The 24,435-nt window shown below is 34.6% G+C and carries 25 protein-coding genes and 1 tRNA gene; 10 read left to right on the top strand and 16 right to left on the bottom strand.

Going from position 1 to position 24,435, the window contains the following annotated elements:
- Positions 1–41: 41 nt before the first annotated feature.
- The 6 genes from AAEO59_RS12075 to AAEO59_RS12050 form a co-directional block, all read right to left on the bottom strand.
- The gene (locus AAEO59_RS12075) at positions 42–1,430 is read right to left on the bottom strand and encodes a four-carbon acid sugar kinase family protein (RefSeq protein WP_341700999.1); all 1,389 of its coding nucleotides are present in this window, start codon (positions 1,428–1,430) and stop codon (positions 42–44) included.
- The gene (locus tag AAEO59_RS12070; protein WP_341700998.1) at positions 1,430–2,671 is read right to left on the bottom strand and encodes a ribulose-bisphosphate carboxylase large subunit family protein; all 1,242 of its coding nucleotides are present in this window, start codon (positions 2,669–2,671) and stop codon (positions 1,430–1,432) included. Before AAEO59_RS12070 ends, AAEO59_RS12075 begins: the two co-directional genes overlap by 1 nt.
- A 517-nt stretch (positions 2,672–3,188) precedes the next feature.
- Complete coding sequence (locus tag AAEO59_RS12065) at positions 3,189–3,998, bottom strand: helix-turn-helix domain-containing protein (protein ID WP_066328827.1); 810 nt, start codon at positions 3,996–3,998, stop codon at positions 3,189–3,191.
- Complete coding sequence (locus AAEO59_RS12060; RefSeq protein WP_066328828.1) at positions 3,999–4,490, bottom strand: hypothetical protein; 492 nt, start codon at positions 4,488–4,490, stop codon at positions 3,999–4,001. It abuts the gene before it with no gap.
- A gap of 85 nt (positions 4,491–4,575) precedes the next feature.
- Positions 4,576–5,322 (bottom strand): SDR family NAD(P)-dependent oxidoreductase, encoded by a 747-nt coding sequence (locus AAEO59_RS12055; protein ID WP_066328829.1) that lies wholly within the window; start codon positions 5,320–5,322, stop codon positions 4,576–4,578.
- Between the two features lie 393 nt (positions 5,323–5,715).
- Positions 5,716–6,168 (bottom strand): DinB family protein, encoded by a 453-nt coding sequence (locus AAEO59_RS12050; RefSeq protein WP_341700997.1) that lies wholly within the window; start codon positions 6,166–6,168, stop codon positions 5,716–5,718.
- Between the two features lie 184 nt (positions 6,169–6,352).
- Between AAEO59_RS12050 and AAEO59_RS12045 the strand changes: the two genes are divergently transcribed.
- Complete coding sequence (locus tag AAEO59_RS12045) at positions 6,353–7,885, top strand: SulP family inorganic anion transporter (protein ID WP_341700996.1); 1,533 nt, start codon at positions 6,353–6,355, stop codon at positions 7,883–7,885.
- A 125-nt stretch (positions 7,886–8,010) separates the two neighbouring features.
- Here the strand turns inward: AAEO59_RS12045 and AAEO59_RS12040 are convergent, their stop codons facing one another.
- Genes AAEO59_RS12040 through AAEO59_RS12030 form a run of 3 tightly spaced genes read right to left on the bottom strand, consistent with a single transcriptional unit; the run spans position 8,011 to position 9,789 of the window.
- On the bottom strand, positions 8,011–8,973 hold the full coding sequence (locus AAEO59_RS12040) for a DUF6807 family protein (protein WP_341700995.1): 963 nt from the start codon (positions 8,971–8,973) through the stop codon (positions 8,011–8,013).
- Positions 8,970–9,473 (bottom strand): SRPBCC family protein, encoded by a 504-nt coding sequence (locus AAEO59_RS12035; protein ID WP_341700994.1) that lies wholly within the window; start codon positions 9,471–9,473, stop codon positions 8,970–8,972. The genes AAEO59_RS12040 and AAEO59_RS12035 overlap by 4 nt, the downstream gene beginning before the upstream one ends.
- On the bottom strand, positions 9,451–9,789 hold the full coding sequence (locus AAEO59_RS12030; RefSeq protein WP_341700993.1) for an ArsR/SmtB family transcription factor: 339 nt from the start codon (positions 9,787–9,789) through the stop codon (positions 9,451–9,453). The genes AAEO59_RS12035 and AAEO59_RS12030 overlap by 23 nt, the downstream gene beginning before the upstream one ends.
- 138 nt (positions 9,790–9,927) lie before the next feature.
- Between AAEO59_RS12030 and AAEO59_RS12025 the strand changes: the two genes are divergently transcribed.
- From AAEO59_RS12025 to AAEO59_RS12010, 4 genes are all read left to right on the top strand, one after another.
- The gene (locus AAEO59_RS12025) at positions 9,928–10,116 is read left to right on the top strand and encodes a hypothetical protein (RefSeq protein ID WP_341700992.1); all 189 of its coding nucleotides are present in this window, start codon (positions 9,928–9,930) and stop codon (positions 10,114–10,116) included.
- Between the two features lie 38 nt (positions 10,117–10,154).
- A complete protein-coding gene (locus AAEO59_RS12020; RefSeq protein WP_341700991.1) occupies positions 10,155–10,634 on the top strand; it encodes an RNA polymerase sigma factor in 480 nt (159 codons plus the stop codon).
- 3 nt (positions 10,635–10,637) lie between these two features.
- Positions 10,638–11,183 (top strand): hypothetical protein, encoded by a 546-nt coding sequence (locus tag AAEO59_RS12015; RefSeq protein WP_341700990.1) that lies wholly within the window; start codon positions 10,638–10,640, stop codon positions 11,181–11,183.
- Between the two features lie 135 nt (positions 11,184–11,318).
- The gene (locus tag AAEO59_RS12010; RefSeq protein WP_341700989.1) at positions 11,319–11,507 is read left to right on the top strand and encodes a hypothetical protein; all 189 of its coding nucleotides are present in this window, start codon (positions 11,319–11,321) and stop codon (positions 11,505–11,507) included.
- 70 nt (positions 11,508–11,577) lie between these two features.
- On the opposite strand, the gene AAEO59_RS12005 is transcribed toward AAEO59_RS12010, so the two are convergent.
- From AAEO59_RS12005 to purL, 6 genes are all read right to left on the bottom strand, one after another.
- Entirely contained in the window at positions 11,578–12,375 is a 798-nt protein-coding gene (locus tag AAEO59_RS12005) for a PhzF family phenazine biosynthesis protein (protein ID WP_341700988.1), read from the bottom strand.
- Positions 12,376–12,377: 2 nt separating this feature from the next.
- Positions 12,378–13,793: an aminotransferase-like domain-containing protein gene (locus AAEO59_RS12000; protein WP_341700987.1), complete on the bottom strand. Its 1,416-nt coding sequence runs from the start codon at positions 13,791–13,793 to the stop codon at positions 12,378–12,380.
- Between the two features lie 59 nt (positions 13,794–13,852).
- Complete coding sequence (locus AAEO59_RS11995; protein WP_341700986.1) at positions 13,853–14,239, bottom strand: GNAT family N-acetyltransferase; 387 nt, start codon at positions 14,237–14,239, stop codon at positions 13,853–13,855.
- A gap of 284 nt (positions 14,240–14,523) precedes the next feature.
- Complete coding sequence (locus AAEO59_RS11990; protein WP_341700985.1) at positions 14,524–14,949, bottom strand: HIT family protein; 426 nt, start codon at positions 14,947–14,949, stop codon at positions 14,524–14,526.
- Positions 14,950–15,028: 79 nt separating this feature from the next.
- Positions 15,029–15,439: a DUF2059 domain-containing protein gene (locus AAEO59_RS11985; protein ID WP_341700984.1), complete on the bottom strand. Its 411-nt coding sequence runs from the start codon at positions 15,437–15,439 to the stop codon at positions 15,029–15,031.
- A 107-nt stretch (positions 15,440–15,546) separates the two neighbouring features.
- A complete protein-coding gene (gene purL, locus AAEO59_RS11980) occupies positions 15,547–19,200 on the bottom strand; it encodes a phosphoribosylformylglycinamidine synthase (protein ID WP_341700983.1) in 3,654 nt (1,217 codons plus the stop codon).
- A 206-nt stretch (positions 19,201–19,406) separates the two neighbouring features.
- On the opposite strand from purL, the gene AAEO59_RS11975 reads away from it, so the two are divergent.
- Entirely contained in the window at positions 19,407–20,096 is a 690-nt protein-coding gene (locus tag AAEO59_RS11975) for a DUF1826 domain-containing protein (protein ID WP_341700982.1), read from the top strand.
- A 38-nt stretch (positions 20,097–20,134) separates the two neighbouring features.
- Here AAEO59_RS11975 and AAEO59_RS11970 read toward each other — a convergent pair whose 3' ends face one another.
- On the bottom strand, positions 20,135–21,646 hold the full coding sequence (locus AAEO59_RS11970) for a hypothetical protein (protein ID WP_341700981.1): 1,512 nt from the start codon (positions 21,644–21,646) through the stop codon (positions 20,135–20,137).
- A 139-nt stretch (positions 21,647–21,785) separates the two neighbouring features.
- Between AAEO59_RS11970 and AAEO59_RS11965 the strand changes: the two genes are divergently transcribed.
- The 4 genes from AAEO59_RS11965 (at position 21,786) to AAEO59_RS11950 (ending at position 24,225) form a co-directional block, all read left to right on the top strand.
- Positions 21,786–22,220 carry a PaaI family thioesterase gene (locus AAEO59_RS11965; protein WP_341700980.1) on the top strand — a complete coding sequence of 145 codons (435 nt, stop codon included), beginning with the start codon at positions 21,786–21,788 and terminating at the stop codon, positions 22,218–22,220.
- A gap of 39 nt (positions 22,221–22,259) precedes the next feature.
- Complete coding sequence (locus AAEO59_RS11960; RefSeq protein ID WP_341700979.1) at positions 22,260–23,324, top strand: chorismate-binding protein; 1,065 nt, start codon at positions 22,260–22,262, stop codon at positions 23,322–23,324.
- A 33-nt stretch (positions 23,325–23,357) separates the two neighbouring features.
- A complete protein-coding gene (gene bshB1 / locus AAEO59_RS11955; protein ID WP_341700978.1) occupies positions 23,358–24,074 on the top strand; it encodes a bacillithiol biosynthesis deacetylase BshB1 in 717 nt (238 codons plus the stop codon).
- A gap of 77 nt (positions 24,075–24,151) precedes the next feature.
- Positions 24,152–24,225: transfer RNA gene (locus AAEO59_RS11950), tRNA-His, on the top strand.
- The last annotated feature ends 210 nt before the right edge of the window (positions 24,226–24,435 follow it).

Below are 24,435 nucleotides of genomic sequence, written 5' to 3'. Positions count from 1 at the left end.
TAATTTAATAGGTTGGTTTTGTGGTAATAAAAAAGGTGTTATTAGGTGAGTTTTTCACCCTTTTGAACTTTGATAAAATAATCCGGGGTGCCTACCTGGCCACCTTTGAAATTGAGTTCTATTCCGTTTACGGTATTGTCTTCTGAAATGGCTTTGCAAAGTGGTGCTCCGGGTGCCAATGGCGCAATCATTTCCAGTGCAAAAATCCCCAGTTCAGAAGCAGCATAACTCGAAGTATCACCTCCGGCAAAAAGGATTCTTTTAATCTTTGCAGATTTTAAAACCGTTTTGATGATTTGTCCTAAAACACGTCCGTAGATTTTACTGCTTTGTTTTTGAATTTCTTTAGGAGTCAGCCCACTTTGTTTTAAATAAGCTTCAGTTGCAGCAATTCTTTTATCATTTGTTCCAATGCTGGTATGTAAAATGGTGTTGTTTCCGTTTTCCAAATGGGTAATAATTTGTTGGGCAACTTCAGTAATACTTTGTTCCTGATGGTCATGATGCATGACTTTACTTTCTAAAGCGATACCTTCGTAACCATTTTTTAAGGTATACTCAATCTGTCCGGCTGTTACCGGTGAGCAACTTCCGGAAATAACTAAAAGTGGGCTGGCTTCTCCCGGATGCTCAAATTGAAATTCTTTTTGGATTAATTGATCTTCTTTCCAGGCTAAACCTAAAGCCATTTCAATTCCGGAAGAACCTACAGTAAAGAGTGTTTTTTCTTTTCCTTTTTGCTGAAAAACGGTTCCAATAGTTTTTAGATGCCCGGTATTGAGACCGTCAAAAAAAACAATTTCGGCATCTTTTTTATTTTGTAGTTCTTCTAAAACAGCTTCGGCACCTTTTTCGATAGTAGTAATATTTACTAAATCAATTGATTTTTGGGTCTGTTGGGCTAGATGTAATCTTAAATCGGCTTCATGAGCAGGAGTAACCGGATGCGTACTCATAGATGGATGACGGTCGATGCGGAAAATGTCTCCTGTGCCTACCGTTCCCATTTTGGCAAATAAATTTCCAAATGCACAAAATCTTCCTAAATGCGGAGCAGCAGGGGAGATGTAGGTGCTTTTTTGATTGAAAACTTCGCTGCCTATTTCGATGGCTTTACCAATATTTCCAACATGTGGAGCTGAATCGAAAGTGGAACAAACTTTATAATGCACTTGCTCTGCATTAAAATCTCTTAAGGTTTCGAAAGCAGGATATAATTCTTCTTCCATTTCCGTTGGCGACATCGAACGGCTTTTTCCGGCCAGACCAATAGCCTGAACACCCGGAAATAGCGCTAAATCCTTGTGTAGGGGCGGACGTAGAAAAAGAACGGTTTTTACACCTGCTAAAGTCAGAAACTCTAGGGCATCAGTAGAACCTGTGAAATCATCACCGTAATAGGCTAATAATATTTCGTGCTCTTTCTTCATTATTTTGAAAATTTCTTAACTGATGCTGCAAATTCAGGATATTGCAATGCGGCTTCTTCAACCGATAATCCGTCAACGGATGCTTTCCAAGCCTGTTGTAAGGCGTTAACACCCGCAGTTGCTCCCATAGGATGAGCTAAAATTCCGCCGCCTGCCATATATAATAAATCGGTGGTTTGGGTTCTTCGATACGTTTCCGGTGCCTGACCCCCCCATTGTCCTGAAGAAACTACCGGTAAAGGATTGTTACCGCAAACAAAAGGTTTTAAACAGGATTGTATCGATTTTACAACTGAATCGTCTGATTCCCAAAATTTATTCTGGATGCCGTTTACGTGCATTTGGTCAACACCTGCCAAACGCCATATTTTTTGATAAGCCGGAAATTCAATTCCTAATAACGGATGACGGTTTAACATTCCCCAACCGTTGCGGTGTCCGTGAATAACCAAATCCCCTTGATCACATATTTTTTTTGTACCACTTAATCCTGTGCTGTTGATACTAATCATAGCGCAAGTCCCTTCGTTTTTTTGAATGTGTTCGTATTTGCGTTGCATCGCATCAATTTCGTCAGTGATGTTAAAAGCATACATGACTTTCTTTCCTGTTTTGTGTGCGTGCTCATTAATTACTTTCATGATAACGTTTACACGGTCTTCAAAAAGAGAGTTTGCGGTCGATCCCATCAATTCATCATCCTTGATAAAATCGATACCTGCTTCGATTAAAGTTTTGACTAAAGCCGCTGTTTCTTCGGGACTCATCCCTACACTTGGCTTAATAATAGTCCCGATCATAGGTCGATCATCCACACCACAAGAAGCTTTAGAGCCCTGAATACCAAAACGAGGTCCTTTGAAATGATTTTTAAACGAATCCGGCACTTCAAAATCCATTAGTTTTAAACCAGTGAACTGACTGATTTCGTATAGATTTCCTTGTAAAGTACTGATTAAAACCGGAAGATTGTAGCCGAAATTTTCAATAGACCAGCTTACCTGAACTTTGGCTCTTTGGTATTTTTTACCCGGAATTGTGTTTCCCGGAATCGAAGGTTCGTCAACCAAATCCAGTTTTTCAATATGTTCTACACGGGCTGCAAAACGCTGTTTGAGTTCGGCAGTTTCTCCCGGAACCGAAACAAATGTTCCTGATGATTGTTCGCCTGCTAATACAGCCGCAGCCTGTTCTACTTCATAAGGGGTTTCAATGTAATATTCTGCAAAAATTCTTTCCATTTCTTTTATTGAGCTACTTTGTGTTATCGTTTAAGTATTCTTGTAAAATTAAGACTTAAAATTACAATTACAAATGAATTAGTTGTTTTTCGAAAATAATAAATAATTTTCGAAAATAATAGAAAGTAAAGAAAATAAAAAAACAACTCGTGGAGGAGTTGTTTGAGTGAACCGCGTTACAAAGGCTACGATTTGTCTATTGTTGTAAACAGTCAGTCATTACAAACGAGAGCCCAATGTCATTAAGTTAAGCCTATTTTGTGTCATTTCGACCAGAGGGAGAACCCGAGCGTAAGCGAACAGGCGAAGCAATCACATAAAGTGAACAGCTTGTGTGATTCCTCATTCTTCGGAATGACAAAACAGGGAGTGTCTTTCTTAACTTAACGACATTGAACGAGAGCCAGTGGGGTACGCACAGAGGGGTACTCAAGTTTTTATTGTTTTCGTTGGTTTTTGTGAATATAAATATTTGAGAGGCGCACTCTGTCAGTTACTGGCAGAGCCGTCTACTCGATTAGCTGTGGTTTTTTTCTATTTCGGATGGGTTTATTTTAAATTCTGTTTTAAATGTCCGAGAAAAATGAGCAAAACTTACAAAGCCAACGTCATAATAAACTTCTACTGGTTTTTTGTTTTGTTTAGTAATTAAAAAATGTGCCAAGTCAAGTCGCTTTTTAATTAGCCACTTACTTGGTGTTTCTTTAAATATTTCCTGAAAATCTCTTTTGAATGTTGAAATACTTCTTCCTGTTAGTTTTGCAAATTGTTCTAACGGAATATTGTGCGTAAAATTTCTATTCATATAAGCTTCTAAATCAATTTTAAAATCATCTTGAAAATTGAATAGAAGATTTTGCATTTGTGTTTTTTTAATCAAAAGCTCTATGATTTCGTTGGTTTTTATAGTTGCCAAATTTTCGGTTAACGCATCTGGATTTTCAAAATAAGGAACAATAGAGTCAAAAAAACCTTTTAGAAATGGGTCGTGAGGAAATATAAAATTTGGTTTGCCTGTATACTGTCCTTTTGGTAAAATGTTATGTTCTTTAGAGAAATTATAAAGTGTTTCTTTAGGTAAAAAAATACTAATTCCCATAAATGGTTTATTGTCTTGGGGCAGTTTTTGCGTTTTTACTAATTGATTTTTTGATATAAAACCAATCTCGCCAGCATTGTATTCGGTAGTTTCTGTTCCGTTATTTATTATCATTTTTCCTGTTAAGATAAATGACAAAGCAAAGTCTTGAACAAACGGCTCAAAATCTTTTTTTGGTTCTCCTGTGCAAGAGAAAAGTATATTTATTTGTGTTCTATCTTGTAACATTTAGGATTTGAAATGTGTTAATTTTTCATAATAAATTGTCGCTCTTTCTTTTGAAAAGTAGTCAATTATAGCAAAAGCAGAACCAAATAAAATCAAAGCAATGGCAATTGCTTGCCAATGAATATTTTTTACAAAATATAACAATCCAAGTGCAACAGCAAAACAAAACAAACTAATTCCAATTGACATTGGATAAAGATATTGAAAATCTTCAACTCGTTTAATTTCTGTTTGTATGAATTGTTCTTGATTTTCATTGAATTTTAGTTCGACTTGTGCCACTTTTTTGCTGTTAGAATAAATGCTACCTACACCAATTGCTGTAAAAAAGATTCCAATAACCAATAAAGGAAAAAGCAACACTTTGGCAGATGGTAAATTTCCGTATAAATAAAACAGAAATGCAATTGCAATTAGAAATAGCCCAAAACCTAATATAAATTTGCCTTCAAAAATTTCTCCGTTGTACCAATCAAAAGTATTTTTTATCATAATTTCATTTTTTTAATTAATAAACAAAGATTTATCAGTTTACTGATAAATCTTTGTAAAAATATTCTATTTATTTTTAATATGATTATTTTGCATTATAACCGCCATCTATGTTTAAAATAGTTCCTGTCATAAATGTATTTTCGTCAGATGCTAAAAAGTAAATTGCTTTTGCAATATCTTCAACTTCACCTAATCTATTCATTGGATGAATTGCTTCAATGCTTGAAACATCATATGTTCCTGAAGCAATAGCGTTTTTCAAAATATCTGTTTTAATTGCTCCTGGTGCAACTGCATTAACTCGAATTCCTTGTTGTGCATAATCAATAGATGCGCCTTTTGTTAAACCTACAACTGCGTGTTTTGATGCATTGTATTGTGCGGTTGCATACAAACCATTTAATCCTGCTATGGAAGCTAAATTTACAATTGTTCCGCCACCTGTTTTCAGCATTTCTATGATTGCATATTTCATTCCATAATAAACGCCCATTACATTTGTTTCAAGCATTTGTTTTAAGTCGTTAGATTCTGTTTCTGCTAATACTGCATTTCCTAATGAAATTCCCGAGTTGTTTACAATAGAATCTAATTTACCAAATTTTTTAACTGTCGTTTCAATAACTGATTTTACTTGTTCTTCGTTTGTTACGTCTAAAGGTAGAAATGTAATGTCTGCACCATTTTGTTTAAAGTCTGCAATTACAGATGCTTCTTTGTCAGCATTTCTACTAGTTATTACTACATTGTAACCATTTTTTGCAAAATGTAAAGCTGTTGCTTTTCCAATACCTGTTGTTCCGCCTGTGATAATTACTGTTTTTTTCATTTTCTTTTATTTTTAATGATTTATACAGCAAAGGTAAGTCGGTGTTAAATAATAAATTTGTCTGTGAGGTTCAATATTTTTGTCTGTAAAGTTCGTTTGGTGTCGTCGTTCGGTAAAATCACAGCTAACGTTATGCCCGCTAAAAGAAGTGCCTTCTTTCAGTGGCTTTTCAAATATATAGAAAAATCATTACAAATTAGCAAAAGGGCTTTTTTGTTTATGGAGTGTTTTGCGCTGGTATTGATTTTTATGGGAATAACAATAGCAATCTCAAATACAAGAGAAAAAGAGTAGTAGAGCAGGGATTGCGTGAGGAATGGCAGTGGAGCTCTCCCGATTTTTTGATTGGGACGAACGCACGCCCCAAAAAAAGATGTTGTTCGTCAAGGGGGCTTATTTTCTTTTATAAAAAATATAATCTGAATTGAGAGGTTCGATGTTGTTTGCTTTTAAATCCGTTGCAATTTGCGCTCTGTGATAAGTAGCATGATTGATGATATGAAAAAGGATTTCCTGAACCGAATTAGAAAATGAGCTTCCGGTGGAATTTTTATAGGTTATTTTTTTGTTTAAATCAATCGTTTTTAAAATACTGATGCTTCTGTTGTAGTTGCTGAGGTTTATATTTTTCAAATTTTCCAAAGGTCTTATTTCCCAAACCTCTACAGCGATGCCTTCTTCCAGAATTCGTTCATTCCAAATTTGCTGTGCATTAATCAAATGGTTGAGTAGCTGAATGGATTTTTCAGGTATGCTTTGTTTTTTATTTTCGATCAGCTCAATGAGTTTTTGATTGAAATGGTAGGTGTATTCGAATGCATCTTCAAAGAAATTGGTAGTCTCCATTGTGTAAATTGTTTTTTGGAAATAGGTTTTAAAAATAATCTATTTTTTAAATTATTGCAAAAATTGAGAAAGTGCTAAAGTTAATTAGTCTTTGAAAATTAGAGTTTTCCTTATGGTTTTAAAAAAGTACCTTTGCGTTTCTTTCAAAAAAAGCAAAATCCTAGTACAAATTCAAAAATAAAACATGAAGCAATATTTTAATCTGTTTGATTTTTCACAAAAAGTAAATTACAAAACCGAAATTTTAGCCGGATTAACTGTGGCGATGACGATGATTCCGGAGTCGCTTTCTTTTGCTATTTTGGCCGGATTTCCGCCGTTGGTAGGTTTGTATGCCGCTTTTATTATGGGATTAGTAACGGCTGTTTTTGGCGGTAGACCAGGTTTGATTTCGGGTGGGGCAGGAGCTACAGTAATTGTGTTGATTGCGTTGATGAAATCACACGGATTGGATTATGTTTTTGCAGCTGTGGCTTTGGCGGGAGTTATCCAGATTTTAATAGGCGTTTTTAAACTAGGGAAGTTCATCTGTTTAGTGCCACAACCGGTAATGTATGGTTTCGTGAACGGATTGGCGATAGTGATTTTTATGTCGCAACTAGAACAGTTTAAAACCATAGTTAATGGCGAAAGTGTATGGCTAACAGGAACTCCGTTGTATATTATGATTGGATTGGTACTATTAACTATCGCAATTGTTTTGGTATTTCCTAAAATTTCTAAAGCGGTTCCGGCCTCGTTAGTAGCTATTATGGTTGTTTTTGCTTTGGTTTTTGGGTTTGGAATCGAAACCAAAACGGTGGCTGATATTGCTTCGGTAAGTGGTGGATTTCCGCCTTTTCATATTCCGAATATTCCTTTGAACTTGGAAACTTTGCAATTGATTCTTCCTTATGGATTGATTATGGCTTGTGTGGGATTAACTGAAGGTTTGCTGACGCTAAATTTAGTTGACGAGATTACAGCAACTAAGGGAAATAGCAACAGGGAATGCCTGGCTCAGGGAAGTGCTAATATTTTGAATGGTTTTTTCTTTGGGATGGGAGGTTGTCCTATGATTGCACAAACTTTAGTGAATTTATCTGCCGGTTCCAGAGCCCGTTTGTCAGGAATTGTAGCTGCGTTGACAATTCTTTGTATTGTGCTGTTTGGTGCTCCGGTTATTGAAAAATTGCCTATGGCGGCTTTAATAGGTGTGATGTTTATGGTGTCTATAGGAACTTTTGAATGGAGTAGTTTTCGAATCATCAACAAGATGCCTAAACAGGATATTTTTGTGGGTATTGTGGTGGCTTTGATTACGATTTTCTTGCATAATTTGGCTTTAGCGGTTTTGATTGGGGTGATTATTTCAGCTTTGGTTTTTGCTTGGGAAAGTGCTAAACGCATTCGTGCCAAAAAATATGTGGATGAAAAAGGAGTGAAGCATTACGAAATATATGGTCCATTGTTTTTTGCTTCAACCACTGCTTTTGCAGAAAAATTTGATGTTTTGAATGATCCGGAAGAGGTGATTATTGATTTCGCAGAAAGTAAAATTGCCGATATGAGTGCCATTGATGCGGTCAATAAAATAACGGAGCGTTATGCTAAGCTAGGTAAGAAAGTATATTTACGTCATTTGAGTGAAGATTGTCGTCAGTTATTACAAAATGCCAAAGGAATTATTGTAGTTAATATTATTGAAGATCCTACTTATAAAGTGGTTTCGAACTAATATTTAGGTTTGAATTATATAGAAGAGCCATCACGATAAAGATATTTGTGATGGCTTTTTTTATTTTTTTGCCACTGATTTCGCAGATTCACACAGATTTTAGTAAAGTAATCTTTGAAAATCTTTTAATCTGTGGCTATTTTTTTTTTAGTGTAGTTCTTATAAATTTCAGCAATAGGAACAGCATTCGCATTGCCATCATGAACAACTAATCGATAACGCAAAACAGTTGGTTTTTTGTTGGATAACGGAATTGCTTTTGAACCGGGAAAAGGGTAGACTGCATTTTGCATACTTTTTTTAGCCCTTAAAATCCAAGGGTTTGGAAAACCGGGATTTTGCGGATTACACAAAACAGTTAGTCCTGCAGATGTGTTGTTTTTTCCTATTGAACCTGAAACATCCATCCATTCACTGGCAGGAATTGCCAGATTAGTAGGGCTGATTTTGCCTTTAGGATTGGTGAAAATAATATCTTCACTCAATTTGATTCTTGGTGAAAAACCGCCATAACCTTTCTCGTCTTCTGAGCCGCCAATTTTCATATTGGGTTCTAAAGCTAATATACTAATTTCAATATCTATCAGACGGTAATTGTGTTGTTTTGGATAGACTCTGATTACCGTAGTTTCTTTAACAAAGGCTTTTTCGACACCTTTTTTATCCTTCCATAAAGGCGACTTCCAAAGAACAGTTGATTGTATTGCTTTGCTAAAGTCTTTTTGTCTTTTCTCTTTTACAGAACTAACTTCGCATTTAAAATTTTCTATTTCCCAGCCATCACCAATTCTTTTATTGCCAATATACAATTGATGCCAAGCCCAGAATATTCCCCGATGATGCAAATGGTCAGCAGGGAAATCTTCGCTTAAAATACTGCCGTCCAAATTGTATAATGGATGGATATAATTAGAACGATTATATTTTCCATTTAAGGATTTTTCAGCAGCCTGATAGGTCAATATGCTATCTTTTCCTTCGGTAAAATAAGTTTGATTTTTTTCTATTTTTAATTTTATCTGGCTTATACTAATTTGGCTGACAAGAAAAATAGCTGCAATTAGATTATTCTTTTTCGAAAAACTCATTTAGTTACTTCATTTAAATACTCATCCAAATTACCTAATGCCATAGTGAATCCTTCCTGGAATCCCATTGCGATAATTTGTTCTAAATCGGCTAATTTTTCATATTGCGCATCGATAGTTACGGTTGTGGTTTCTCCGTTTTCGGTAAAAGTGTTGTTCCAAACCGTACGCGGAAAATCAGTATTGATTGCACCATTTTCGTCACAAAAAGAGTCTAATCCAGAGAAACTTTTTAAAACGTCTATTTTTTGATAATCATTTCTACACCAGTGTATCAATCCGTCAGGAGCGACCATGCCGTAAAACCAGGAACCTCCTTCTCTAAAATCCATCGACTTGGTTTGGGTTTTATAAGGTTTTGGCGCCCACCATAAATCTAATATTTCAGGTTTAGTCCAGGCATCCCAAACTAAAGGAAGCTTAGCGGCAAATTCTCTTGTTACGTTTACGGTATTATTTCCTTTATTGACAATAAAGTCAAACTGTAGATTCGTTTTCATTTGTTTTGTTTTTGAGGGTTGCTAATATACTATCTAATTCGTTGAAACGGTTTTCCCAAATGGCTTTGAATTGTGCCAGCCATTGGTCAATTTCTTTCATTTTGTTTAATTCTAATTGATAATAGATTTCTCTGCCTTTTTGTTCTTGTTGTAGCAGTTCACATTCCGAAAGTATGCGTAAATGTTTAGAAATGGCCTGTCTGCTCGTGTTAAAATGTTCTGCAATGGCATTAGGCGTCATTGCCTGAACAGCAATAAGACCTATAATGGCGCGTCGGGTAGGGTCGGCAATAGCCTGAAAAATATCTCTTCTCATTTTGAATAAAAAAAACGAAATCAATCAGTTGCAAATATAATGCAATTGGTTGGTTGCGCAATCTCTTTTTAAAATATTTTTTCATTGGGTGTAAGTTTTTTTTAATTCAAACAACTAATGTTTTAAAATATATTAGTTATGAAAACAATACTTATTAGTCTACTTTTTGTTGTTGTGAGCTGTGGAAAAGAGTCTTCGCCAGAAGGAAGATCAAAAATCAGGGATGAAAAATTACAGCAGACAATTGATAGCTTGAAACTGCAAAATGAGCAAATTGTAAAAGAAATTCTTTTGATAAAGAAAGAATTGAAAATTGAAAATAATTAAATTACATTAGTATGTATTTGAAAACGAAATAAATCTAGATGAAATCTATTGAAAAAGATTTTTTGCTAACACTTTCCCAGTACAATCCCATGATACATAAATTGTGTCGATTGTACCGGGATAGCCTTGAAGATCGGGAAGATTTATTTCAGGAAATTGTATTTCAACTTTGGAAATCTTATCCTCAATTTAAAGGTGATTCAAGTTTAAGTACTTGGGTTTATAGGGTCGCTTTAAATACGGCATTGGCTTCATTTAGAAAAAAAACGGTGCCAATAAATTATTCGAATCAATTGCCTGATTTTGCCGAAGAACATCCAAATGATGAACTTCTGTTAAGGCAGGAACGATTGTTTGCTGTTTTGAAACTGCTTGACGATAGCGAAAAAGCGCTGATTAGTTTGTATTTTGAAGAGCTATCTTATCAGCAAATTGCTGAAATTACCGGTATTAATGAGAATTATGTTGGAGTAAAACTCAATCGAATTAAAGCCAAAATTAAAACCTTAATGAAATAAATCATGGAAATAGACGATTTAAAATCCGATTGGAATACTGTACGGCCCATTTTAAAAACCGATGAATCTCTATTGTTGCTGTTACAGGAAAATAGACATCCTGTTTTGAAATCCATTAGACGACAAATTATATTTGAGGTTACGGCTTGGGGATTTTTTTTAGTAGTGTATTTTTCTATGTTTGATGGAGAATCAAAACCTATTTGGGTTAATCTTGTTGTGGTACTCTCACTGTTAGTTCCCATTTTACATAGTTTTTACGGTTATTTTTATAATAAATATTTGACAGATGGAACTGATATTGTAACTAGTCTAAGCAAACTTTATAGGAAAATGAAAAGCTATGCTTTTTTTAGTATTATAGCAAGATTAGTTTTTGTTGGAGGCTTGTTGTTTTTTTTTACATACAATATTCATTTTACGATAATAAAATATTTTTACTTATCTTTAACTGTTATATTTTGTATGGGGCAACTTTATTTTTTGTTTATAGTTTGGACAAAAAGATTGAAGCAAATTAAGGAATTAATAGATAATTTTAAAGTGTGAATAAGACAATTCTTAGGATTTTGTTAAAAGGCTAAAAAAAAATCACTAAAAGTGGGTATTGTCGTGAATATATAATTGATATACTTTTACCAATATTAAAAAACTGAATAATTAATTGTTTAAAACCACATCAAGATGACAAATTCAGAAAAAATCAAAAAAGTAAATCAATTACTTATTGAAGTAATTAAAGATGAAGAGAATCAAACAGATAGTTCATTTACAGGTTTAAAAGATGTAGTGTTAAGTATTCTTGCTGATTATTGGCAAAACGAAAGAGAGCCAGCTATTTTTATGGATTATGCACTAGTAGATTTAGATTAATAAAATTAAAAATATAGGATTTGTCATTTTAGGGTTTGATGAATTTTTGTTAGAAAGCCATTTTAATTATTTAAAGTGGCTTTTCTTTTGCAGTAAAAATTGTTCCCATCATATAGCATATGGCATATCCGCTAATACGAACTCTGTCTCTCAGAAGCTCACAATCCAAGTACCCTTTTCGTTCTGAAAGTTGAATTGCCGACAATTTTGTTTTATTCAATTCGTTTGCCCAAAAAGGAATCAAAGTAGTATGGGCTGATCCTGTTACCGGATCCTCGTTAATGCCAGATCGTGGTCCAAAAAATCGGGAAACAAAATCAGAGGTTTCGCCTTTGGCGGTAACTATAATTCCTCTTGCGGCTAGTTTTGAAAGTTGTTCAAAATTTGGAGTCAGGTTTAGTATTTCTTCTTCTTTTTCAAAAAGAAACATATAGTCGGTTTTCCCTTTAAAAGCCTGAATAGGTTTTATATTCAATCCTTCTGTTATTTGAGGCGTTAATGGTATTGCTTCAAATTCATCTGCTGGAAAATTCAAGGATAATAAATCTCCTTCTTTGGTAACGGTTAAATTACCACTTCTTTCAGAATAAAATTGAATCAAATTATCGGTATGATTTTCAAAATTAAATAATACGTAAGCAGCTGCTAGTGTAGCGTGACCGCAAAGATCGACTTCAACGGTTGGGGTAAACCATCGTATCTCGTACATATCACCGTTTTTGACATAAAAGGCCGTTTCTGCCAGATTATTTTCGGCGGCAATTTTTTGCATAATCGAACTACTTATCCATTCTTCTAGCGGACAAACGGCTGCTGGATTTCCTGAGAAAACTTCTTTAGTAAATGCGTCAATTTGATAGATTTTCATTTTTATAATTGTTGTTTGATTAAGGTTCCTAATTTTTTCAAACTGTTTTCAACTTTTTCGTCCCATTTTACGGCAAAATTTAATCGCATACAGTTGTTATACTGATCGTGTTGTGTAAACATTCTTCCCGGTGCAAAGCTTATATTTTGTTGGATTGCAATATCGTAAAGAATTGCAGTATCAATTTTAGGGTCGAGTTCCAGCCAAAGCACAAAGCCTCCTTGGGGTTTTGAAATTTTAGTGTTTTCAGGGAAATAGTTTTCTATTGTACGCTGAAAGTTTAAATAGTTGGAATATAAGGTGTTTCGTAAAGTCCTTAAATGATGGTCATATCGGCCATGCTCCATAAAATCAGCAATTACTTCCTGATGTAATGGAGGACTAGACATAGTATGAAATAATTTGTGTCTAATTAATTTATCTTTGAATATACCTGGAGCAACCCAGCCCACACGATATCCCGGAGCTAATGTTTTTGAAAATGAACCGCACCACATTACAATACCCTCCTCGTCGAATGCTTTGCAGGGTTTTGGTCGCTTGGTGCCAAAGAAAATATCACCATATAAATCATCTTCTACCAAAGGAATGTTATGTGCTGTAAGTAAACGAACTATTTCTTTTTTATTTTCTTCCGGTATACAGCTTCCTATTGGGTTATTGAAATTAGTCACAAAACAACAGGCCTTTATTTTTGGGAGCACTTTTTTCAAATCTTCAATAGCCACTCCTGTTACTGGATGGGTTGGGAGTTCGATAATATTTAAACCTAATGATTTAATCATTTGCAAAATCCCAAAATAAACTGGGCTTTCAATAGCTACAGTATCACCGGGTTTGGTTACAGTTATTAAGGCATAAAAAAGCGCATTTAAAGCTCCCGAGGTGGTTACAATAGCGTCTTCTGTTAAATGTCCGTCCCATGTAAAAGACCATTTGGCAACATTTCTTCTTAAATTAATGTTTCCCTGAGCGGTTTCGTAACTGGTTCCGCTGTCTTCCAGATTGCGTAATACTTTTACAACCCCCTTGTTTAGTTTTGTAATAGGCAGCATACTTTTGTCAACAACACCTAGCGAAAGTTGAGTAAAATCTTTGTTTGTAAGAGTATTAAAAACTTTACTAATTAAGTCTTCAGGAGTTTTTTCTTTATCAGATAGATGAAGTTTATTTATTGTTGGAAGGCCTAATTTAGTGTTGAATGATTGATTGACATAATAGCCGGATTTAGGTTTGGAAGTTATCAAAGATTTACTTTCCAGTTCTAAGAAAGCTTGTTTGACTGTATTGATACTTACATTGTAAATTTTTTGTACCGTACGAATTGAAGGAAGTTTTTCTCCCGTTTTTAATGTTCCGGCAGCGATTTGCTCTTCTAGGATTTTTGCAATTTTCAGGTATAAAATTTCTTTTTGCATTACGTAATTATTTGTGTCCTATAAAAGTAGTAAATATTTCATCTGTGACCATTTTGGAATTAGGAAATAGAATTGTTTAACCATTTTACCAATTGATCAATTGCGATAGTTAGGTTTTTACTGGAAACATGTTGCCATTCTTTTTTAAAGAAATATTCTGTTTTCAGCATCAAATTTTTATTTATAGGTTCATTTGAATAGGCAGTGGCAATATTTGTTTTCAAGCAATAGTCATTTGGATTTACTAAAACTACATACGAATAACCAACAATTTCATTATTCCATTCGGCTACATACAGGGGCAGACCAAAGTGATGATTGAATTTAAAATTAGTATTTGAAATAGCAGTATTATGCTGTTGGTAAAGGCTTGTAACCGCATTAAGATCAGAAATAGTTACCGCTCTAAAGTTTAGAAGCTGCTGTTGTTTTAAATTTAATTCCATACTCTACATATTTTGAATGTAAAGCTATCAATTGTTAAAAATCAATTACAGATACAGAAATAAGTTTGTTTGTGGTTACAGATTCCCGTTTAAGCGGACTGAAATACGGTACACAGATGACACTGATTGAACAGATAAAAACGGGTTTTTTAGTATTGATCAGTGTTGATCTGCTGAAATTAATATAATCTGTGTTCTTTTTTAACTAAGTTGATCAACAAAAAATCCTCTTCTTAAATTAATCTAAAAAAGAGGATTCTGTTTTGAGTATCAGTTGCAGGATTTTATAAAGCAGCTTTTACTTTTTCAATTAAGGCTTCGTATTCAGCATCTGTGAGCTTTACTCTGTTAGGAAACATTTCAAAGACGCTTCCAAATCCATAACCATCAGCATATTTAGGAACAATATGAAAATGTAGATGCGATAATTTATCTGAAAAAGCACCATAGTTAATTTTGTCCGGATTAAAAACTTTAGCAATCGCTTTGGCTGTGATAGCCACATCCTCCATGAAAGCATTGCGTTGTTCATCAGTAAGCTCATGAAATTCAACTCCGTGATCTTTGTAGACTACATTTAATCGCCCTGTATAGGACTGTTCTTTAAAAAGAAATAATTCGGATACTTTTAGATCAGTGATTTTGATCATTAAATTGTCTAATGCTTCGTTTTTTTGACAATATGAGCATTCTGAAACTGGTGTTGGCATAGATTAATAGTTTGGTTTGTTGTTTGAAGCAAAGCTATCGATTGTATTTTATTTATCCAAATAGCCTTTTTCTTTTAACCTAGCTAAAACTTTTGTGGCTATTTCTTTTCCCCAGTTCTGTCCCGCAGTCATAGATTCTTTCATAACCAACGGCATTGTCTGAATCATTTTTTTTACCAATTGGAGATTTATAAAAAGCTATCATTTGATCAATGTCATCTTCTGTATAATATGTTTCATAAATAGGCAAAATTATGTTTTCAATATCACTTGGGTTAATTTCTTTTCTGAATTCTTCCCAAAATTCCTGTTTGACGGTGCTATAAGAACTTTTAAAACTGTTCATCATTTGGTCCATTACCTGAATCCCCATTTTTCCGGAACCGCTTAATTCAAGTAATTGTTTGATTTTTTCTGTTTTAGCTGAATCTTGAGCATTTACAGTAAAAGAGAATAATACTAGACTTAAGATTAGTATTGATTTTTTCATAAAAAATTTGGTTATAATTAGAATCGAAAGATAAATAAAATAAAGATTAGTTTTACAAAAAAAGCGCTCTCTTTCGAGAACGCTTTTTGATATATAATTTAAAATGATTATTTGTTTTCTAGCCATTTTCTGGCATTAACAAAAGCTTCCTGCCAAGGTGATACTTCATCTTTTCTTCCGTTGTTTGGATAATTAGCCCAGTTCCAAGGGAAGTAAGAACGCTCAATGTGAGGCATCATTACTAGGTGACGACCTGTTTTATCACACATCATGGCTGTGTTGTAAGAAGAACCATTTGGATTAGCCGGGTAGCTGTCATAACCGTATTTACCAACGATTTGGTATTGGTCTTCAGCATAAGGTAAGTTAAATTTTCCTTCTCCATGTGAAATCCAAACTCCTAAAGTCGATCCTGCTAATGAAGACAACATTACCGAGTTATTTTCCTGGATAGTTACAGAAGTAAAGTTACTCTCGTGTTTGTGAGAGTTGTTGTGTTGCATTTTTCCGTGTACTTCATGTTCTGGATTGATCAATTCTAATTCCATGAACAATTGGCAACCATTACAAATACCTACTGATAAAGTATCTTCACGTTTGAAGAAGTTTTCTAAAGCCGTTTTTGCTTTTTCGTTGTATAAGAATGCTCCAGCCCAACCTTTAGCAGAACCTAAAACGTCAGAGTTAGAGAAACCTCCAACAGCTCCGATAAATTGAATATCTTCCAAAGTTTCACGCCCTGAGATTAAGTCGGTCATGTGAACGTCTTTTACATCAAATCCGGCCATGTACATCGCGTTAGCTACTTCACGCTCAGAGTTAGATCCTTTTTCACGTATAATAGCTGCTTTTGGTCTTGCACCTGCAGGGATTTCTGCTTTTTTACCTGTGAAATGAGCAGGGAAAGTAAACTGTAACGGCTGATTTTTATAGTTGTCAAAACGCTCTTTCGCAGTTCCGTTTTTAGATTGTTTTTGGTCTAATAAATAAGAAGTTTTAAACCAAACATCTCTGTATTTAGCAATGTCTAATTGGCAAGGACCAAAGTCTAAAGTAGCTTCATTAGTAACAGTTCCTAGTTTGTAGAATGAAACTCCGTTAGCGTTTAATTTGCTTTCTAAAACAGTATCTTCCTTAGCTTGGAAAACCAGACCAATATTTTCTGCAAATAAATATTTAATAATGTCTTTTTCTTCAAAAACAGAGAAATCAATTTTAGCTCCTAAGTTTACATCAGCAAAACACATTTCTAACAAAGTAGTAATTAAACCACCACTTCCAATATCGTGACCGGCTACAATTTGACGGTCATTAATCAATTCCTGAACAGTGTTGAATGCTTTTTTGAAGAATTCAGCATCTTTAATCGTTGGAACTTCGGTACCAATCTTATTTAATATTTGAGCAAAAGAAGAACCTCCTAATTTAAAGTCATCCTGAGAAAGGTTGATATAATAAATAGAACCTGCATTCTTTTGTAAAACCGGTTCCACCACTTTAGTGATATTTGTACAGTTTCCTGCAGCTGAAATAATAACGGTACCAGGAGCAATTACTTCGTCATTAGGGTATTTTTGTTTCATCGAAAGTGAATCTTTTCCTGTTGGGATATTGATTCCTAATTCGATAGCAAAGTCAGAACAAGCCTGAACCGCTTCGTATAAACGGGCATCTTCACCTTCGTTTTTACAAGCCCACATCCAGTTAGCCGATAGAGAAACCCCTTTGATTCCGTCTTTAATTGGAGCCCAAATGATGTTTGATAATGACTCTGCAATGGCAGTACGGCTACCCGCAGCTGCATCTACTAAAGCAGCAACAGGAGAGTGTCCGATAGAAGTAGCAATACCTTCTTTTCCATTGTAATCCAAAGCCATCACCCCAACGTTGTTTAATGGCAATTGTAATGGTCCGGCACATTGTTGTTTGGCTACTCTTCCGCTTACACAACGGTCTACTTTATTCGTTAACCAATCTTTACAAGCAACTGCTTCTAATTGTAGAACTCCTTCTAAATAAGTAGCGATGTTGTTTTTATCGTAAGCTAATTCATTATAGTTATAAGCTACACTGTTATCAGTCATAACTGTTTTTGGAGAACTTCCGAAGAAATCTTCCAAAGCGTAATCCATTGGTTTAGCCCCAGTAGTTTTTGATTCGAAAGTAAAACGATGATCGTTAGTAACATCACCTACCTGATACATAGGAGCACGCTCTCTTTCGGCAATTCTTTGTAAAGTGTCAATGTCTTTTTGACCAATAACCAATCCCATTCTTTCTTGAGATTCGTTACCAATAATTTCCTTAGCCGAAAGGGTAGGGTCACCTACAGGTAATTTGTCTAAGTCGATCAAACCTCCTGTTTCTTCTACTAATTCCGAAAGACAGTTCAGGTGTCCACCCGCACCGTGATCGTGAATAGAAACAATTGGGTTGTTGTCGCTTTCTACCAATCCACGGATGGCATTAGCAGCACGTTTTTGCATTTCTGGATTCGAACGTTGGATAGCATTCAATTCAATTCCTGAACCAAAAGCTCCCGTATCTGCTGATGAAACAGCAGCACCACCCATACCAATACGGTAGTTTTCTCCACCTAGAATAACGATTTTATCTCCTTCCTGTGGTTTGTGTTTGATAGCCTGATCTAATTTTCCGTAACCAATTCCACCAGCCTGCATGATTACTTTATCGTAACCAATTTTACGGTTGTTTTCTTCGTGTTCGAATGTCAAAACTGAACCAGTAATTAGCGGTTGTCCAAATTTATTTCCAAAATCAGACGCTCCATTCGAAGCCTTGATTAAGATATCCATTGGCGTTTGGTACAACCATTTTCTTTCTTCAACAGCATTTTCCCATTGACGATTTTGTTCTAATCTAGAGTAAGAAGTCATATAAACTGCAGTTCCAGCTAATGGAAGTGAACCTTGACCACCGGCCAAACGGTCACGAATTTCTCCACCTGAACCTGTTGCAGCACCGTTGAAAGGCTCCACAGTTGTAGGGAAGTTGTGTGTTTCTGCTTTTAATGAAATAACCGAATCAAATTCTTTGGTTTCGTAGAAATCGGCTTTGTCAGCACTTTTTGGTGCAAACTGCGTTACTTTAGGTCCTTTTAAAAAAGCTACGTTATCTTTGTAAGCCGAAACGATATCGTTAGGGTTTTCCTGAGATGTTTTTTTGATTAATTTGAAAAGAGAAGTTTCTTTTTCTTCACCGTCAATTACGAAAGTTCCGTTGAAAATCTTGTGACGACAGTGTTCTGAATTGGCCTGAGAGAAAGCAAATATTTCAGAATCCGTTAGTTTTCTTCCTAATTTGGTAGCCAAATTATCTAAGTATTCTACTTCTTCCGAGCTTAAAGCTAAACCTTCCTGTTTGTTGTATCCGTCAATATCGTCAATTTCCAAAATTGGTTCCGGTTGAATATTGATGGTAAAAATATCCTGATTTAATTCGGTGTATTTTTGAGAAAGCATTGGGTCGAAATCAGTGAAATCTTCAGATGCTTTGTAGAATTCTTCGATACGAATGATTCCTGAAATTCCCATATTTTGAGTGATTTCCACAGCATTGGTACTCCAAGGCGTAATCATTGTTGCACGCGGACCAACAAAAAAATCCGTCAATACGGATTTCTCTATTTTAGTTGCATTGGCAAAAAGCCAGTTTAGTTTAGAAATATCTTGAGCCGAAATTTCGCCTTGAGTTTGTACAGCAAAAATTGCGTTGCTTTGGTTTTCAAAGAAATGAATCATCGTAAAAGTATAAGTTTGTTAAATTAACGCTGCAAATTTAGGTTAAAAAAACAGTACGAACAAGTGTAAAAATGACTTTTTAAAGCGGTAATAAGGAGGCTGTTTTTTACGTTTTTTTTGTTTTTGAAAAATTCTTAAAACTTATACAAATCAGTAATTTTGTAGTCATTAAAAATGATTTTCAAAGATTTTAAAATTACGTTGTTATGTTTTCAACCAGCAATCAAATAGGAGTGGTGTCTTCTTTTTCAGAACTTATGAATACTGAATTTAAAGGTGTGACTAATGCTTTGTGCTGGTTTCGAAATTTAGAGGGTGATTTTAAAGAAATTGTAAATCAATTGCAATTGGGAGAGAATATAACAGAGGTTTTTTCAGATGATTTATTGAATCTGCAATTGTCTGAAAAAGGGAACTTGGCCAGAGAAATTATTCTGAATGATTTGCAATTATTGACTGATTTTGGTGCTTCTCCATCCTTAAATTTATTGAAATGTTATGAACGTGATGATGAATTTGATTTTATTTCAACCGATGTGTATTCTTATCACGTCGATCGTTCTCCGGTTGCGACAGATACTTTTTTGTGCACTTATTTTGGTGCCGCAAGTGATATTATTTCGAATGATCAGGCGGAACAAAAAATTCTGATTCTTGAAGTCAGGGAAAGACTAAAAGAATTACACGACGGTCCAGAGCTAGAATTCGAAGATTTTTTAAAAGAAAATTATTTTGATTTGCATTATCAGGCAAAAGCAGAATCTAAACCCATTAACTTAGGTTTAGGAAATTTATGGCGACTAGCGGTTGATCATCCTCAGCAAAAAGTATTGCCTTGTATTCATAGAGCTCCAAGGGAAAATGAAGGGGAGTATAGACTTTTATTAATTTGTTAGGATTCTTGTATCGTAATTTCAGAACCGGACATTAAATTTTATTCAGGAAAAGGCATACTTTGGTAAGCACCTAAATCTGGTGGAAGTGTTCTGGTTTTTCCATTAATGTCCAGCGGAATTAAATAAGCCGGATTTCCTTTTGCGAAAGCGGCAGAAGTATTGTTAATATTGAGTTTGTTTTTTGCAATGTCCAAAAAATGAGGGTTTTGGTTGGTGATGATGTTTTTATAATGGGTGTTATCATCAAAATTATACAAAGGATTGCTGCTGTTTGTTTCGTGTTTTAATAAACAATTATTGAATTGGTATTCAAAAAGTGCTGATGCATTCTTGTCTAAATTAAGTTCATTCGAATAAGCACCGTAAATAATACAGTTGTTAAAAGTAGCCTGAGTTAAAGCCATGATTTCAGGATTGGCAGCTGTTTTGTAATTGCTGATACTTAAAGTCGTTTGTGAGACTCCGTTCCAATAGTTATTAAAAGTACAGTGAGTGAATAGATAATTTCCTCCGTATGTACAGGCTAAAGCCGCTTTTCCGGCTGAATTTATAACGATATTTTCGCCTGCTATTTTTGCATTTTGAGCCAGAATCCCATAATTAGAGCTGTTGTAAATCTGACTGTTTTTTATAGTACAAGTGCTTTGACTGTGACCGTCAATTTTAAGTCCGATAGTAGCGTTTTTTATCGTTAGATGGTTAATGTTGTTGTTTGTACTTCCATCACGTAGCCAGATTGTTGCCCATTGTCCGGGGATATTGGCATAAGGAGCTTCCTGACGATCACCTTCAAAAATGATTTCATTTTCCTGTTTAGAAGTTGTTGAAGCAGTTCCGTTGCATTCTAATGTAGAAGATTGAGGAACAATTAATCCGGAATTGTTGTGGAAATAAACTCTGGCTCCAGCATCAAAAATTACTTTTTTTCCTTCGGGAACAGTAGCATAGCCATAGATTACATAAGGTTTTTGGTTGGTAAAATGAAGTTCATTTCCATTTACTGCGTCATTTTCGTCCAGATAAAACCCTTTGAATTCAGTATCGTCAAAAGTTACAGTTTCGGTTTCGCCATTCTCTAAGCGTTTAGGATAAAGAAAAACAGCATCTTTTACCAGTGTGAGAAGCGTTACTTTTTGTAAATTATTTCCGCTGTCAAATTCAATGTTGTCTTCGTATAAAAAATTATCGGGATTAGCATCGCTAATGTTGGGAGTGGTTTCTATAAAAACATAAAGGCTGTCTTTGGCTAACAAAACCACATTATTGAAAATTTTATTGTTTTCGCCCTGCATGCCGTCAACTGTCATGCGGTATTTAGAATTTAATCCTTGGCTTAATTTTATAGTAGGGATGCTAATGTCTTCTTTGCTGTGATTGTATACCTTTAATATATAAGTGCTAGAACTAATCGTAGAAAAAACGGTATCTAAAAAAATAGTATCACTTGAAAAACCTAATTTTCCTGAACTGGGAACGGTCGAAAAATCGGAACGACAGGAACAGATTGTTGTTAAAATTGTAATGATATATAGTAGCGAAAAAGGACGCATTGATTCTGTTTTTTTGTAAAAATAGAAAAAATCTTATTTGTTGAGGTTGAATTTTTAAAAGTTTAGTAGAATATGGCGCTAGATTTAGCTCAAAGTATCTATTCTTTTCTTTATTTTTACAAACGATTAAAATAGAATTATGACTTTTGATAAAGAAAAGATATTGGAATACTGTAATCGTATTTCGAAAAATACTTTAATGGAAACCTTAAATATTGAATATATTGATGCAGGTGAAGGTTTTCTAGTTGCTAAAATGCCTGTAAATCCAAGTGTTCATCAACCAATGGGGCTTTTACATGGTGGTGCTACGGTGGCATTAGCCGAAAGTGTAGGGAGTGCCGCTTCGTTTATATATGTAAATCCGGAAGTAAGTGAGGTAAGAGGAATTGAGATTTCGGCTAATCATTTAAAATCTAAAAGAGAAGGAGTGGTTACTGCTACTGCCAAAATAATTCATCAGGGAGCGAGTATTCATCTATGGGAAATTCGAGTTGTTGATGAAAGAGATAATTTGATTTCACTTTGTAAATTGACAAATATGGTTTTGCCTAAAAGAAAAAGAAAAAGCTAAACTTTATTTGGATAATAAAACTTTATAATACAATTGTGTATGATTGATTTTTTTATAAAAGTAAAACAACAGGAAGCTCAGAATTTGCCTTTTGTTATTTATAGTAAGCCTTATAAAACGGAACTAAGAGGTTTTTTTCAAAAAAACGATCATTTGTATTTTGCCGAAACCTTGGACGAAACTGGTTTTGTTTTTGCTCCATTTGATGGTAATCAGATGATTTTGATTCCCAAAAATCAATCGGTAATTTGGGAAGCAGAAATTACTGCTTCAGGAATGAATAATGTAGCTGCTTTTTCTAAGAAAGAAGAGAATCTGGAACAGAAAGTTGCATTTGAAAATATGATTGAAAAAGCTATCCAGGCTATTAAGAGGGGGGATTTTTTAAAGGTGGTTTTATCTCGTAAAGAAATTGTAGAAATTCTTGATTTTGATTTGGTTACAGTTTTCACAAGATTAATTCATCATTTCCCAACTGTTTTTTGTTATTGCTGGTACCACCCAAAAATTGGTTTATGGATGGGAGCTACACCAGAGCGTTTGTTGAAAGCCAGCAAGAAAAAGTTTTGTACAATGGCCTTGGCCGGAACACAAAATTTTGAAGGAAAGACGGATGTAATTTGGGAATCTAAAGAAGTAGAAGAACAGCAATTGGTTACCGATTTTATTTTAGAAAATTTAAAAGGTTTAACTACTGAACTTGCTATTTCAAGTCCGTATACCGTTCAAGCGGGTAACGTACTGCATATTAAAACCGATATAGAAGGGGTGATCAATAAAGAATCAAAATTAAATCAAGTAGTTTCTGTGTTACATCCAACCCCGGCAGTTTGTGGTTTACCTAAGCAAGATGCTAAAGATTTTATTTTACAAAATGAAGATTATGAAAGAGAATATTACACAGGCTTTTTAGGAGAATTGAATAAAAAAGATTTTGCTGAGAAAAAACAAAAATCAGATTTGTATGTTAATTTACGCTGCATGCAAATAAAGGATAAAAAAGCGCATTTGTATATGGGATGTGGTATTACCAAAGAAAGTATTCCTGAAAAAGAATGGAATGAAAGTGTAAATAAATCCATGACGATTAAAAGTGTACTTTGAAGAAATGTAAGAAGAGAATAGAAAAAAGAATAAATGAAACTAGATATATTGGCGTTTGGAGCGCATCCTGATGATGTGGAATTAGGTTGTGCAGGTACTATCTTGAAAGAAATTTCCTTAGGAAATAAAGTAGGAATTGTTGATTTGACAAGAGGTGAATTAGGAACTCGTGGTTCGGCGGAAATCAGAGATCAGGAAGCCAATGCTGCTGCAGAGATTTTAGGAATTTCAGTTAGAGAAAATTTAAACATGCGAGATGGTTTTTTTGTCAATGATGAGAAGCACCAACTGGAAGTGATAAAAATGATTCGTAAATACCAGCCGGATATTGTTTTATGTAATGCAATTGATGATCGTCATATTGATCATGGTAAAGGAAGTAAATTAGTTTCCGATGCTTGTTTTTTGTCTGGTTTGATGAAAATTGAAACAGAGCTAGACGGACAGCTTCAAAAAGCCTGGCGTCCAAAGTTGGTGTATCATTATATCCAATGGAAGAACATAGAACCGGATTTTGTGGTTGATATCACAGGTTTTACTGAAAAGAAAATTGAGGCTATTTTAGCCTATCGTTCGCAATTTTATGATCCAAATTCTAACGAACCGGAATCGCCAATTACTTCTAAAAACTTTTTTGAGAGCCTAAATTATCGTTCTAGAGACCTAGGTAGGTTGGTTGGTTTAGATTATGCTGAAGGATTTACAGTAGAAAGATGTTTGGCAGTCAATAGCTTAGCTGGTTTGGTGTAAAATATTTATATTTTTATCAAAAAAATGTTTGGAGAACTCGATTTCTGTTGTATCTTTGCAACCGCAAACAACAAATGGTGGTTGTAGCTCAGTTGGTCAGAGCATCGGTTTGTGGTGCCGAGGGTCGTGGGTTCGAGCCCCATCAGCCACCCAAAAGTAAAAGCCTCTTCGAAAGAAGAGGCTTTTTTTGTATTTTGAATTTTGGTAAAGATTGGTTTGGATTAGGGATTATGGATCAAGGATCAATCTCAAAACCTGGGGGCAAATATTTAAAAAAAAAGAAGAACTTTGTCTTTATAAGAATTATTGATGACTTCTATAGAACTTTTAAAATTTATGCTGCCTGATTTTTTAGTAGAAT

It is taken from the genome of Flavobacterium flavipallidum (assembly GCF_038289905.1).
Taxonomy (GTDB): domain Bacteria; phylum Bacteroidota; class Bacteroidia; order Flavobacteriales; family Flavobacteriaceae; genus Flavobacterium; species Flavobacterium flavipallidum.
This window is presented reverse-complemented; position numbering and strand designations above follow the sequence as displayed.